This window comes from Streptococcus sp. CF10-1 (assembly GCF_024295825.1).
Taxonomy (GTDB): domain Bacteria; phylum Bacillota; class Bacilli; order Lactobacillales; family Streptococcaceae; genus Streptococcus.
The window spans coordinates 226,946-241,774 of the sequence record NZ_JANCPQ010000004.1; the positions used below are offsets into that span (position 1 = coordinate 226,946).

Annotated in this window: 10 protein-coding genes; 2 read left to right on the top strand and 8 right to left on the bottom strand. The window is 42.9% G+C overall.

Annotation, left to right across the window (positions count from 1 at the left end; translation table 11 throughout):
* Nucleotides 1-32 precede the first annotated feature (32 nt).
* On the bottom strand, nucleotides 33-3,644 hold the full coding sequence (gene rpoB / locus NMM25_RS07000; RefSeq protein WP_254736381.1) for a DNA-directed RNA polymerase subunit beta: 3,612 nt from the start codon (nucleotides 3,642-3,644) through the stop codon (nucleotides 33-35).
* A 442-nt stretch (nucleotides 3,645-4,086) separates the two neighbouring features.
* On the opposite strand from rpoB, the gene NMM25_RS07005 reads away from it, so the two are divergent.
* Nucleotides 4,087-7,803, top strand: a complete 3,717-nt coding sequence (locus NMM25_RS07005; protein ID WP_254736382.1) for a pullulanase — start codon at nucleotides 4,087-4,089, stop codon at nucleotides 7,801-7,803.
* Between the two features lie 187 nt (nucleotides 7,804-7,990).
* On the opposite strand, the gene NMM25_RS07010 is transcribed toward NMM25_RS07005, so the two are convergent.
* From NMM25_RS07010 to NMM25_RS07040, 7 genes are read right to left on the bottom strand one after another with little or no spacing between them, the layout of a single operon-like run.
* Nucleotides 7,991-8,755, bottom strand: coding sequence for an amino acid ABC transporter ATP-binding protein (locus NMM25_RS07010; RefSeq protein ID WP_254736383.1), 765 nt, complete (start codon nucleotides 8,753-8,755; stop codon nucleotides 7,991-7,993).
* Nucleotides 8,756-8,764: 9 nt separating this feature from the next.
* Nucleotides 8,765-9,487 carry an amino acid ABC transporter permease gene (locus NMM25_RS07015; protein WP_057488794.1) on the bottom strand — a complete coding sequence of 241 codons (723 nt, stop codon included), beginning with the start codon at nucleotides 9,485-9,487 and terminating at the stop codon, nucleotides 8,765-8,767.
* Nucleotides 9,488-9,490: 3 nt separating this feature from the next.
* Complete coding sequence (locus NMM25_RS07020) at nucleotides 9,491-10,183, bottom strand: amino acid ABC transporter permease (RefSeq protein ID WP_254736384.1); 693 nt, start codon at nucleotides 10,181-10,183, stop codon at nucleotides 9,491-9,493.
* Between the two features lie 32 nt (nucleotides 10,184-10,215).
* Nucleotides 10,216-11,094: a transporter substrate-binding domain-containing protein gene (locus NMM25_RS07025; protein WP_049520823.1), complete on the bottom strand. Its 879-nt coding sequence runs from the start codon at nucleotides 11,092-11,094 to the stop codon at nucleotides 10,216-10,218.
* Between the two features lie 11 nt (nucleotides 11,095-11,105).
* Nucleotides 11,106-12,104, bottom strand: coding sequence for a uroporphyrinogen decarboxylase family protein (locus NMM25_RS07030; RefSeq protein WP_254736385.1), 999 nt, complete (start codon nucleotides 12,102-12,104; stop codon nucleotides 11,106-11,108).
* A gap of 2 nt (nucleotides 12,105-12,106) precedes the next feature.
* The gene (locus tag NMM25_RS07035) at nucleotides 12,107-12,310 is read right to left on the bottom strand and encodes a hypothetical protein (RefSeq protein ID WP_254736386.1); all 204 of its coding nucleotides are present in this window, start codon (nucleotides 12,308-12,310) and stop codon (nucleotides 12,107-12,109) included.
* An 11-nt stretch (nucleotides 12,311-12,321) separates the two neighbouring features.
* Nucleotides 12,322-13,326, bottom strand: a complete 1,005-nt coding sequence (locus tag NMM25_RS07040) for a uroporphyrinogen decarboxylase family protein (protein ID WP_254736387.1) — start codon at nucleotides 13,324-13,326, stop codon at nucleotides 12,322-12,324.
* Between the two features lie 366 nt (nucleotides 13,327-13,692).
* Between NMM25_RS07040 and NMM25_RS07045 the strand changes: the two genes are divergently transcribed.
* Nucleotides 13,693-14,550 carry a 5'-nucleotidase, lipoprotein e(P4) family gene (locus tag NMM25_RS07045; RefSeq protein ID WP_000703383.1) on the top strand — a complete coding sequence of 286 codons (858 nt, stop codon included), beginning with the start codon at nucleotides 13,693-13,695 and terminating at the stop codon, nucleotides 14,548-14,550.
* The last annotated feature ends 279 nt before the right edge of the window (nucleotides 14,551-14,829 follow it).

Here is a 14,829-nt window from a genome sequence, read left to right on the forward strand (position 1 = left end):
TATTTCTTCCCTTTCTATTCTAAGTGAACTGCTTATTCTTGTTCAGCAGTTTCTTCTGTTGCTTCCGCTTTTGTTGCTTTCTCAGCCTCTTCAGCTTCAAAGGCTGCTTTAGCCTCTCGGGCTGCTTTTTCGCGGGCTTTTTCAAGGTCATCTACGTGGATGACATCTTCGTCCATTCCTTCATCCAAGTCACGAAGTTCCACCTCTTGATCATCTTCATCAAGGACACGCATGTCAAGACCAAGAGATTGCAATTCTTTCACAAGAACTCGGAAGGATTCTGGAACACCTGGTTTTGGAATTGGTTTTCCTTTTGTAATAGCTTCATAAGCTCTCAAACGGCCGTTGATATCGTCAGATTTGTAAGTCAAGATTTCTTGAAGAACATTTGACGCACCGTAGGCTTCAAGAGCCCAAACCTCCATCTCACCGAAACGTTGTCCACCAAACTGAGCTTTACCTCCAAGTGGCTGTTGAGTAACGGTTGAGTAAGGTCCGACTGAACGCGCGTGCAATTTATCATCAACCATGTGGTGAAGTTTGATCATGTACATGACACCAACTGATACACGGTTATCAAATGGCTCACCAGTACGGCCATCGTAAAGGATTGTTTTAGCATCGCTATCCATACCTGCTTCTTTAACAGTGTCCCAAAGGTCTTCAGAACTTGCTCCGTCAAAGACTGGTGTTGCGATGTGGATACCAAGAGTACGAGCTGCCATACCAAGGTGGAGTTCCATAACCTGACCGATATTCATACGTGATGGCACCCCAAGTGGGTTCAACATGATATCGACTGGAGTTCCGTCTGGAAGGTAAGGCATGTCTTCTACAGGAACGATACGAGAGACAACCCCTTTGTTTCCGTGACGTCCGGCCATCTTATCTCCGACCTTGATCTTCCGTTTTTGAGCGATGTAGACGCGAACCAGCATGTTAACACCTGATTGCAACTCATCTCCATTTGCACGTGTAAAGATCTTAACATCACGAACGACACCATCAGCACCGTGAGGTACACGAAGAGAAGTGTCACGCACTTCACGAGACTTGTCTCCGAAGATAGCGTGCAAGAGACGTTCTTCAGCTGAAAGGTCTTTCTCACCCTTAGGCGTGACTTTACCGACAAGGATATCGCCTTCTTTAACCTCAGCACCGATACGGATAATTCCCATTTCGTCAAGGTTTTTAAGGGCATCTTCCCCAACGTTTGGAATTTCACGAGTAATTTCTTCAGGCCCAAGCTTTGTATCACGTGTTTCTGATTCGTATTCTTCGAGGTGGACAGATGTGTAGACATCGTCTTTGACCAAGCGTTCGCTCATGATAACGGCATCCTCGAAGTTGTAACCTTCCCAAGTCATGTAGGCAACGATTGGGTTTTGTCCAAGTGCCATTTCTCCATTTTCCATAGAAGGTCCGTCAGCGATAAAATCGCCTTTTTCAACGACATCCCCAACTTTAACGAGGGTACGTTGGTTGTAGGCAGTACCTGAATTTGAACGACGGAATTTTTGAACATGATAAACATCTAGGGAACCATCTTCACGGCGAACTTCTACCTTGTCCGCATCTGCGTAGGTAACTTTACCGTCATGCTGAGCAATAACCGCAGCTCCAGAGTCGTGAGCTGCTTGGTATTCCATACCAGTACCAACGTAAGGTGCTTTTGGATCAATCAATGGCACAGCCTGACGTTGCATGTTGGCACCCATGAGGGCACGGTTGGAGTCATCGTTTTCCAAGAATGGAATACATGCAGTCGCAACGGCAACTACCTGTTTTGGTGAAACGTCCATGTAGTCAACCACTTCTGCTGGATACTCCTGGTTGACCCCTTGGTGACGTCCCATGACAACTTTCTCAGCAAAAGTACCATCTTCGTTCAATTTTGAATTAGCCTGTGCTACAGTAAATTCATCTTCTTCATCGGCTGTCAACCAAACGATTTCGTTTGTGACTACACCAGTTTCACGGTCAACCTTACGGTATGGTGTTTGAACAAATCCATACTTGTTCAAGTGTCCGTATGATGACAAGTTATTGATCAAACCGATGTTAGGTCCTTCAGGTGTTTCAATTGGACACATACGACCATAGTGAGTGTAGTGCACGTCACGTACTTCATATCCAGCACGGTCACGAGTCAAACCACCAGGCCCTAAGGCTGACAAACGACGTTTGTGAGACAACTCAGAAAGTGGGTTGTGTTGGTCCATGAACTGGGACAATTGTGAGGAACCAAAGAATTCTTTGATCGCAGCTGTCACAGGGCGGATGTTGATAATTTGTTGTGGTGTTAAAACTTCATTGTCCTGAACAGACATACGTTCACGGACATTACGTTCCATACGAGAAAGTCCAAGACGTACTTGGTTTGCAAGCAATTCACCAACTGCACGGATACGACGGTTTCCAAGGTGGTCAATATCATCCACACGACCGATACCTTCCGCCAAGTTGAGGAAGTAGCTCATCTCTGCAAGGATATCCGCAGGAGTTACAACATGAACCTTGTCATCAGGATTGGCATTTCCGATGATAGTTACGACACGGTCTGGGTCCGTTGGCGCAACAACCTTGAATTTTTGAAGCACAACTGGTTCTGTCAGAACAGCTGCATCGTTTGGAATGTAAACGATCTTGTTCAAGTCGCCATCCAAGTGACTCTCGATGCTTTCAATCACGCTACGAGTCATAACGGTACCAGCTTCTACCAAGATTTCACCCGTTTCAGGATCTACCAATGGCTCTGCAATGGTTTGGTTGAGCAAGCGTGTTTTAACGTTGAGTTTTTTATTGACCTTGTAACGACCAACTGCTGCCAAATCGTAGCGGCGTGGGTCAAAGAAACGAGCCACAAGCAAGCTACGTGAGCTTTCAGCCGTCTTAGGCTCACCTGGACGAAGGCGTTCGTAGATTTCTTTCAAGGCCTCGTCTGTACGAGAGTCCATTGGATTCTTGTGGATATCTTTTTCAACAGTATTGCGAACCAATTCGCTATCACCAAAGATATCAAAGATTTCATCATCTCCTGAGAAACCAAGTGCACGAACCAAGGTTGTAAATGGAATCTTACGAGTACGGTCGATACGAGTATAAGCGATGTCTTTTGAGTCGCTTTCAAGTTCCAACCAAGCTCCACGGTTAGGGATAACAGTAGAACCGTAACCCACTTTACCGTTCTTGTCTACTTTGTCATTAAAGTAAACCCCTGGTGAGCGGACCAACTGAGAAACGATAATACGTTCACCACCATTGATGATGAAAGTACCCATTTCGGTCATGATTGGGAAATCACCAAAGAAGACTTCTTGAGTCTTGATTTCGCCTGTTTCTTTATTAATCAAGCGGAAGGTTACGAAAATTGGTGCTGAGTAGCTAGCATCGTGGATACGAGCTTCTTCGAGCGTGTATTTTGGTTCCTTGATTTCATAGCCAACAAATTCCAACTCCATTGTGTCTGTGAAGTTTGAAATTGGCAATACATCTTCAAATACTTCCTTAAGACCGTGATCTAGGAAATCTTTGAATGAATCCGTTTGAATTTCAATCAAATTTGGTAAGTCAAGAACTTCTTTGATTCTTGAAAAACTACGACGGGTACGATGTTTCCCGTATTGAACGTCATGTCCTGCCAAGATGATTCTCCTTTGTAAATAAATTCCAAGCCTTGTCAATCAGGCTTTTCTAATCGTCATATGGTTTTAGAAACCCCTATCACCGTGTCCCTTTGATAAATTTTCAGAATCTTTAAATCTTTGTTACAAACACTCAAAAACCTGAAAAAAAGCACAAAAAGAGCAGCTAAATCTGACTTTTTCAGAAGATTTAACTGCTGTGAGCCTTGTCTGGACAATATTTCAGACAAAACCTACGACAAATGATTATTCTTATTATACCTTATTGACCAAGATTTTTCAAGGTTTTTTTACTATTTTTTAAACAATCTTTTCCTATATATTATTTTAAAATTTCAAGAGAATGAAGCATTATATTTTCTCTTAAAAATTAGGAAAACGCTTGCACTAATGTTTACCTCGTGCTATACTGATAAGGAACAACTACACAAGGAGAATTGTGATGAAAAAGATCCCATCTCAAACTGAGAAAAAAATGATTTATGGTATCCGTTCCTTGAAGAACGGAACTGGTTCTGTCCTTATTGGTGCCAGCATTGTCTTGCTTTCTGCTACAATGCCAACTATTTCGGCCAACGAAAACCTTCCTCAAACTCAGGAAAATACCAGCGCTGTGACCAAGGCCCCTACTGAGACTGAAACGAGTCAAACTCAAAAAGAAACGCCTATTTCTGAACAAAAGAATGCAAACGCTTCCCTTGATTCTAAAAAGGAAGCCCCATCAACTGACGCTCCTCTAGCAGCTGAAACACCTAAAAAAGAAGATGCTACTACAAGCCAGACTAACAGCAAGGAAGAGAAAGTAGATGCCAGCACTTCGACACCAACTTCAGATCAAAAACCACAAGCAGACACATCTTCTGAAGAACCAATCGCAGACAACCACTTCCGCATCCATGTAAAAAAACTCCCTGAAGAAAACAAAGATTCTCAAGGTCTTTGGACTTGGGATGATGTTGAAAAGCCGTCTGAAAACTGGCCCAATGGAGCCAAGTCCTTCAAGGATGCCAAGCAAGATGACTACGGCTATTACCTAGATGTCAAACTCAAAAATGAGCAAGCCAAGAAAGTCAGCTTCCTTATCAACAATACCAAGGGGGATAACCTGACAGGGGACCGTTCTGTAGAGCGCCTCTCTCCAAAAATGAATGAGGCTTGGCTAGATGAAAACTACAAGGTATACAATTATCGACCTCAACCAGCAGGAACTGTCCGTGTCAACTACTACCGCACCGATGGCAACTATGACAAAAAATCTCTTTGGTATTGGGGCGATGTCAAAAAACCAAGCAGTGGAGAATGGCCTGACGGTACTGACTTTACAGCAACTGGAAAGTATGGCCGCTACATTGATATTCCACTCAATGAAGCGGCAAGAGAATTTGGATTTTTATTACTAGACGAAAGCAAGAAAGGTGATGATGTGAAAATCAGAAAAGAAGATTATAAATTCACTGATCTAAAAAATCACAGTCAGATTTTCCTCAAGGATGATGACGAAACCATCTACACTAACCCCTACTATGTGCACGATATCCGCATGACTGGTGCCCAACACGTGGCTAAATCTCGTATCGAAAGCAGTTTTTCTACCCTCGTTGGAGCTAAGAAAGACGATATCCTCAAACACTCCAGCATCACTGATTACCAAGGGAATAAAGTAGCTATCACAGACGTGGAAGTGGATGAGGCAGGTAAAAAAGTGACCTATATCGGCGACTTCTCTGATACCCAACACCCGTACACTGTCAGCTACAATTCAGACCGATTCACCACACGTTCAAGCTGGCGCCTCAAGGATGAGTCCTACAGTTACGATGGTCCACTCGGCGCAACTCTAAAAGAAGATGGCAAGCGTGTTGACCTCACCCTCTGGTCTCCAAGTGCTGATAAGGTTTCCGTTGTCGTATATGACAAGAAAGACCCTGAAAAGGTAGTTGGAACTGTCGCCCTTGAAAAAGGAGAAAAAGGAACCTGGAAACAAACTCTGGATGCAAACTCTGGTCTCGGTATCAGCAACTACACTGGCTATTACTACCACTACCAAATCGAGCGCCAAGGTAAAACTGTCCTCGTTCTTGATCCTTATGCCAAATCACTAGCAGCCTGGAACAGCGACCTTGCAAAAACAGATGCCGCTCATAAGGTCGCTAAGGCTGCCTTCGTCGATCCAGCGAAGTTAGGTCCGCAAGACTTGACCTACGGTAAGATTCGCAACTTCAAATCGCGCGAAGATGCTGTCATCTATGAAGCCCATGTTCGTGACTTCACCTCAGATCCTGCCATCGCAAAAGACTTGACCAAACCATTTGGTACCTTTGAAGCCTTTATCGAAAAATTAGACTATCTCAAAGACTTGGGTGTGACCCATATCCAACTCCTTCCAGTCTTGTCTTACTACTTTGTCAATGAATTGAAGAACCAAGAACGCTTGTCTGCCTATGCTTCAAGCAACAGTAACTACAACTGGGGATATGACCCTCAAAACTACTTCTCCTTGACTGGTATGTACTCAAGCGATCCTAAGGATCCAGAAAAACGAATCGCCGAATTCAAAAACCTCATCAACGAAATCCACAAACGTGGCATGGGTGCTATCCTGGACGTGGTCTACAACCATACTGCAAAGGTTGACATTTTTGAGGATATTGAGCCAAACTACTATCACTTTATGGATGCAGACGGAACTCCACGTACTAGCTTCGGAGGCGGCCGTTTGGGAACTACCCACTACATGTCTAAACGTGTCTTGGTAGACTCCATCAAGTATCTAGTTGAAACCTACAAAGTAGATGGTTTCCGCTTTGATATGATGGGTGACCATGATGCGGCTTCAATCGAAGAAGCTTACAAGGCTGCACGCGCCCTCAATCCAAATCTTATCATGCTAGGTGAAGGCTGGAGAACCTATACTGGTGATGAAAATACGCCTGTACAACCTGCTGACCAAGATTGGATGAAGAAAACAGATACTGTCGCTGTCTTTTCAGACGACATCCGCAACAACCTCAAGTCTGGCTATCCAAACGAAGGTCAACCTGCCTTTATCACAGGTGGCAAACGCGATATCAATACCATCTTTAAAAATCTCATTGCCCAACCAACTAACTTTGAAGCAGACAGTCCTGGAGATGTTATCCAGTATATTGCAGCCCATGATAACTTGACACTCTTTGATATTATTGCTCAGTCTATCAAAAAAGACCCAAGCAAGGCTGAGAACTATGCTGAAATCCATCGCCGTTTGCGACTTGGAAACCTCATGGTCTTGACTGCTCAAGGGACTCCGTTTATCCACTCTGGTCAAGAATACGGACGTACCAAACAATTCCTTGATCCAGCCTATAAGACTCCTGTTCCTGAAGATAAAGTTCCAAACAAGTCTCACTTATTGCGTGATAAGGACGGCAAACCATTTGTCTATCCTTACTTTATCCATGACTCTTACGACTCTAGTGATGCTGTCAACAAGTTTGATTGGACCAAGGCTACCGACAGCAAAGCTTATCCTGAAAATGTCAAGAGCCGTGACTACATGAAAGGATTAATCGCTCTTCGTCAATCTACGGACGCTTTCCGACTCAAGAGTCTACAAGATATCAAAGAGCGCGTCCAACTCATTACTGTCCCAGGCCAAAATGGTGTTGAAAAAGAAGATGTAGTCATCGGCTACCAAATCACTGCTCCAAACGGCGATGTCTACGCAGTCTTTGTCAATGCGGATGATAAGGCTCGTGAATTTACTCTAGGAACTGCCTTTGCTCACTTGAGAAAGGCTGAAGTCCTCGCAGATGAAAATCAAGCCGGACCAGTAGGAATCGCTAAACCTCAAGGTCTCGAATGGACTGAAAAAGGCTTAAAATTAAACGCTCTCACTGCCGTTGTTCTCCGCTTGTCTCAAGGTGGTGCCATCGTCGCTCCAGCTGTGGAAGAAAAACCAGAATTTGATCTTTCTAGCTTGAAAGTTGAATCAGAACAAGACCTAGCCCAAAACCTAGTAGCAAATCCTGACTCTCAAGAAACTGCTACAGAGACTCTTTCTCAGAAAGTCCTTCCAAACACAGGTACTGAGAGCAAATCCCTCCTTGCCCTTGCTGGATTCAGTATCCTTGCCCTTCTCGGACTTGGATGGTTGATAAAAAACAAGAAAAAGAACTAACACTCAATGAAAATCAAAGAGTAAACTAGGTAGCTAGCCGCAGGCTTTACTCAAGTACGGCAAGGCGAAGCTGACCTGGTTTAAAGAGATTTTCAAAGAATATAACCTAGCCCTCCTATAGAAAAACACCCCATGATTAGAAGACTCTTCTAGCCATGGGGTGTTGTTTTTATGATACACTTATCTATCAAATCATATATTCTACACTATAGGTGGCATCTGATAAGATACGAGCCAGAAACTGCTTGGTTCGTTCTTCTTGTGGACGACTAAAGAAATCGTGGGGATTGTTCTCCTCTACGATACGGCCTCCATCCATGAAAATAACGTGGTTTGCGACATCTCTAGCAAATCCCATCTCATGCGTGACGACCACCATGGTCACACCTTCTCCCGCCAACTGTTTCAGAACATCCAAAACATCTCCAACCAACTCAGGGTCTAGTGCCGATGTTGGTTCATCTAGCAAAATGACCTCGGGCTTGACGGCAATGGCACGCGCAATTCCTATTCGTTGTTGTTGTCCTCCAGATAGTTGTGAAGGGTAGTAGTCTTTATAGGCAAGTAAACCAACTTTTTCCAAGGCAGCTTCTGCACGTTTGAGTGCTTCTTCCTTGGAAACTTTACGAGCTACGATTAGGCCTTCTAGAATATTTTCCAGAGCAGTTTTATTTGCAAAAAGATTGTAGTGTTGAAAAACAAAGGCTGTTTTTTGGCGAATTTCTAGAATGTCTTTCTTGCTTAATTTGGCCAAGTCATAAGTTTTTCCTGCCAAGGTCAAACGGCCACTGTCAGCTTTTTCTAAGTGGTTGAGACAACGGAGAAAGGTCGTTTTCCCCGAACCTGATGGTCCTAAAATGACGACTACATCCCCTTGGTTGACCTGGAGATTGACATCCTCCAAGACCTGCCTCTCACCAAATGTTTTTGCGATATGTTCTACTTGTAACATCCTGTCCTCCTATACAAAACGCGCGCTAGATGCTTTTGCACTCTTTTCTTTTTTCACATAGCCTTTCTCCAGTAGGGAGAAGCCCCACTGAATCAAACCACAGATCAAAATATACTGCAAAAAGATCACAAAATAAGACTCGAAATACTGGTAACCGTAGGACGCTTCTACACGAGCAATAGCGGTGATGTCCTTGATGGTCATGACAAAGACCAGGGAGGTCCCTTTGACGATATTGATCACCAGATTGGCCAAGTTAGGCAAGGCTGAGCGCAAGGCTTGTGGAAAAACAATCCTTAGATAGGCCTGGGTTGTAGTCAGCCCAATCGCATGCGCTGCCTCTAGTTGTCCCTTGTCCACCGTCAAGATAGCTGAACGCAAAATCTCCGACAAACTCCCGACTGTCATCAAACTATAAATGACAAAGGCATAATAGAGAGGATCAAGCTTGAAAATATCAAAGTCACTTCCTATGCTTTTGAGAAATTGATTCAGCAAACTTGGAAACAAACTATAAAAGAAGAGAATCAATAAAATCGGAGGAGTCGCTCGGATAAAGGCCAGATAGACTAGAGAAAAACTCCTCACACCTCGAACCTTATAGATCTGCCCTAAGGCTAAAAATAGAGCTGGTAAAAAGCTTAAGACCATAGCCACAATCATGATAATCAAGGTGATTGGCACACCCTTCAAGGTCTCCAGAAAGGTCTTTACAATATAGTCTATATCCATTTCTTACCTCCCTTTTGTTTCCAAAGACTTCTCAAGCAAACGACTCAAGCTAGAAATAACCAAGGCAATCCCCCAGTAAAGAAGCGCAACTGCCGTATAGGTTTCCAGAGAGTAGTTCCCTAAATTGCGACTAATCAAGAGATTGCCTGCCCCCATAACATCAACGAAACCAATCGTATAGGCCAAGGCAGCATCCCGCATGAGATTGAGAATAGCGGTCGTTATATTGGGAAGAGCAACTTGAAAAGCTTGGGGAAAAATGATTCTCCAAAAAGTCTGACTTGGAGTCAAACCAATACTAAGCCCGGCCTCTGCCTGCCCCTTTGGAATAGCTTGATAGGCCGCCTTGAAAACCTCGGCAACAATAGCCGCAAACAAGAGAATCATCGTCAAGAGAACAAAAATAGTTTTAGACCAGTTGTTGATGTCCAAACCAAGCCACCATTTCAGAAATTCTGGCAAGCCATAAAAGACTAGAAAAAGCAAGACAATCGGCGGTGTACAACGAAGGGTAAAGATATAGCTTTTGGAAATCGCTGCAAAACTCTTGTCATCTCCTACTTGTGCCCAGGCCAAGAGACCTCCAAAAAGGGAACCAAGAAGAGTGGTAAAAAAGAGAATGGACAAGGTCATAGGAAGTGCCTTCCATAAGGTCGGCAAAAACTGAAAGACCTTGGAAAAATCATAAGAAACCATGCAAAACCCTTTCTAGTCTTGTAATTTCTGGTCTAGTCTTTGTCTACGTAACTAAAGACATCTTCTTTAAAGTATTGCTGAGATAGCTTAGCAAGCGTGCCATCTTCTTTCAACTCTTTGATTGCTTTTTCATATTCTTTAGCGAATTTCTCACCCTTTTCATCACGGTGAATCAAGGGATAAGTTGGAATACCCTTGTATGGGAACCAGCTGAGTTTATCCGCATATTGGTGGTAAGGGCCATCTTCTGCGGTAACTGCTTTTTCAAAGGACAGTTTAATATCAAAGAAGGCGTCATAACGTCCTTCTAAGACCCAGGCATAGGCATCTGCCACTTTAAAGGATTCAGCAGCTGTTAGCTCAATCGGTGCATCCTGATGTTTTTCATTGTAGCTAGTGATAACATTCCATTGAGCATTCTGTGGAGAGATGGGAACCAATTTCCCTTTATTCTTAGCAAAGTCATCAATGGTTTTGTATTTCTGTTCATCTTCTTTTCTGACAGTAAATCCGATGATGCTCGCTCCGACTGGTTCAGATGGAATGACAAACTTTTTAGCTCGTTCTTCTGTGTACCAAGCTCCCTTGGTTCCGATGTCATACTTACCTGATTCCAGACCAATCAAGAGGTCGTCATCACTGGTACCCGTATATTCAAATTGATAGTTTGCCAACTTCTCATCAACAGCCTTCAAAACAGCTACTTCATAACCATCTGATTCCCCTTTTTCATTGACAAAGTCATAAGGTACATAGTTTTGTGTATGGGCAACCTTCAAGGTTATGACTTCAGCAGACGAAGCCGTTTCTCCCTCCTTGGCTGGAGCGCCAGCTAAACTTCTCCCGATAATCGTTGCCCCAATTACTGCAACAACTGCTACACCACCGATAATCCATGCTTTTTTACTCATTTTTTTCTCCTTTAGTTTTCAAGCGCTTCTCTCACCCACTGGATACGTTCAACTGCGCTATCACTTGGAATGGTACAATCTGCCCCAAGTACCAAGCCCTGTTCCCCAGCTTCTGCAACTAGTTTCTTTGCCTCAGCCTGAATGGCATCCTTGCTACCAGTATACAGCAAGCCTGTCTTGCCATTTTCGAATCCTCCAAGAACCGTACGTCCCTTGAAAATCTCACGACCTTCCTTGAGAGTGATTCCCTCTGGTCCTACAGCCCAGTTAAAGACTTGGGCTGGATAGTCTGCAAAAAGGTGAATATCATTTCGCGCTCCCTCGTAGCCACAGATATGAAGGACAGTGACGCCACCAACAGCACTAGCTGCTTCCAGAACCGTTATCTCGCTAGGTGCAATGACGGCTTGATAATCTGCTGCCGACACTCGTTGATCTTGGATACTTTGCACGCTGAGGTAGATTCCGTCAGCACCAGCCTTTTTGATGACAGCTCGGCTGAGACTAGCAATATCTTCTGCAATCACATCCAACACCTTCTTCAGAGCTTCAGGATCTTCCACCAAAAAATCTGCAATAAGGTCATCCCCACCAGACACTTCCCCCAGTAGCCACTTGAGATAGGTCACAGGAGCAAAAATATTGTAAATCGCAACGATATCTTCTGTAAACTCTTGCTTGATTTTCTTAACCAAGTCAACCTGCTCTTTTATCCAAGCATGATCTGGTCCGAGTGGTTGAATGGTCGCCAATTCTTGAAGTGATTTTCCTTTGGCAATCGCTGGATTTGGATAAGCAAAGTAGCCATCACTCATGAGTTTGATAAAGTCTGGCTGAACTTCTCGGATAAAGCGCTTGTGGCCCTCGATATTCTTCTCGATAATGGCTGGATTTGAGAAACCGTGTAGCCATTCGTCTTCGGATGTGAAATGGTGCCAAAAACCAACTGGCACACGATCAACCTTTTCACCTCTAAATGCTTTTAAAACCCATTCTTTTTTTTCTGACATTCTTATTCTCCATTTCTTACTTTTTCAACTAATAAACTGCTTGCGATATCATTCGAGCGTAGAAAGGGGAGACTGGACTTGGAAAAATTCTGAACTCCATGACATCTCTCTCCATTTTTGCAGTGGCCATTTTTTACGACGCTTATGGCGACCAAGGCCAGCAAACCGACAACTGCAATGAAGATGCCCCATCTTTTACTTTTCATAGCTCCCCCTTTTAGAGAACAGCTGCCTGCCGAATCCAGTCCAACCTCTCTAAGTCAAAGTCATCTGGAACAGTACAGTCAGCTCCCAGAAGAACGCCTTTACTGCCCGCTTCATCCAGTAACCGTCTTGTTTCATTTTGCAATTCCACCTTGGTACCTTGATAAAGCAAACTTTTCTTGCCATTTTCAAATCCACCTAAAACGGCCTTACCTGGAAACAACTCTTGACCCTGTATCAAACTAACATCCTCATGATGAGTCGCCCAGTTGACCACTTGAGCTGGATAGTCCTTAAATATCGTCACATCATTGCTCGCACCTTCAAAACCACAGATATGGAGGATATTGGTCCCACCAACCTGATTGGCAGCCTCTAAAATCGCTATATTACTCGGTTCAATGTAGGTTTGATATAGTGTTGGTGTGATGCGCTCATCTTGAATTTCTTGGGTGCTGAGGTAAATCCCGTCGACACCGCCTTGCTGGATGATTTTCTGAGTTAGGATAGCAATATCTCCTGCAATCACATCTAGAATCGCTCTGAACTGCTCAGGATTTTCAAGCAATAGATCAGCCACTTCCCTATCTCCTCGAGAGGTTTCTGTACGGAACCAGCGCTTGAAGTAGGAGATAGGGGAAAAGATATTGTAGAAAGAAGCAATCTCTTCGGTAAAGGTCTCTCGAATCGCTTGTACCACTTCCACCTGTTGCTGAATCCATGGGTGTTCCTCACCAATCGACTCAATAGAAGTCAGCTCCTGAATGCTTGCAATCTTAGGATTACAGACATTACTTGGATAAAGGAAAAAACCGTCGCTCATAATTTTGACAAAATCAGGGCGAATCCTTTCCACATAGTTGCGATGCCCATCAACACTCTTTTGAAAGATACATGGATTGTTTAATCCCTGCCCCTTTTCTTCGAGTGTTACAAAATGAAACCAAAATCCCACAGGAACTCTTTCCACTTCATCGCCTCGAATCGCTCTAAAGACTAGATCTCTTTTACTTGCCATACCTTTCTCCTTCCATTTGGATTGAAACCATCTTACCACTCCTTTTCCCCTTTTCCCAATATATATTGACTATCAACTCAATTGGAAATTTTTATATCTATGAAGAAAAAATCCCTGAAAAGCTTGATGTTACTAGCCTTTCAAAGATTCACTTTATTTTCATCTATTTTCCAAAAAGAAGCTGATATAGATTTTCTATCAAGCCGATTGAATTTTTTTATATCCATCTTCATTCCCAAATTAAGTACATAATTTTATCCTAATACCAAATTACTACTGAAAAATTTCTTTTATCTCGATATTTCCTTGCACAAATCCCATGAAAACGCTACAATATTAATAGACTATTATTAGGAGGATGGGATTATGAAAATATCCAAAGTTACTATTACAATTGCTTCTACACTTGCTTCCGTCATTTTACTGACTGGCTGTGGCACAAATTCGGCAAATTCACAGACAACACAAAGTAGTACATCTGACAATCAGGTTACAATGACCTATGATCAGTTGCGTTCAAGAGAAAATACTATGTCAACTCTTTGGTATCAAAAAGCAGCTGAGACCAAGGCACTCTATCTACAAGGTTACAATGTCGCTACTGATCGTTTGAAAGAACTACTAAAAACACAGACAGATAAACCCTACTCTATCGTTTTGGACTTAGACGAAACAGTATTAGACAATAGCCCTTATCAAGCGCAAAATGTCAAAGATGGAACAGCATTTACCCCAGAAAACTGGGATGTCTGGGTAAAAAAAGCCGCAGCCAAGGCTGTACCAGGTGCTAAAGACTTCCTCCAATTTGCAGACCAAAACGGTGTCCAAATTTACTATGTATCTGACCGCACGATAGATCAGGTAGATGATACAATCAAAAACCTAGAAAATGAAGGGATTCCTGTACAAAGCCGCGATCATCTCATGTTCTTAGAAAAAGGCGTCAAATCTAAAGAAGGTCGTAGACAAGCAGTCCAAGAAAAAACCAACTTAGTCATGCTACTAGGAGACAATCTTGTGGACTTTGCAGAGTTTTCAAAGACCTCTGAAACTGAGCGCGACCAAAAATTAGAGGAATTACAAAAAGAGTTTGGTGAGAAATTCATCATTTTCCCTAACCCAATGTACGGATCATGGGAAAGCACTGTTTACAATGGTAATAAATTGGATGCCAAGGGTCAAACTGAAGAGCGCCAAAAAAACTTACAAGGTTTTGATAAATAAAATAAGGGAGCTATATGCCAGTTTACACCAACCACAAGATATCGTATTTGTGAGAATATCAAAAAAGACGATTTCCAAGCGGAAATCGTCTTTTAATAAGGACAGACTTCTCCAATTCAAAATGTACTTCATTTAGTATAGGTGTAGCCATAAATCATATTTTCTAAGTGGTTTATACATGACTGTCCGTCAGGGAAAGCAAATATGCAAAATTTAGAAATTTTGATATAATAGAACTATCAAAAAGTAAAGGAATGATTGGTATGAAAGCAATCACAG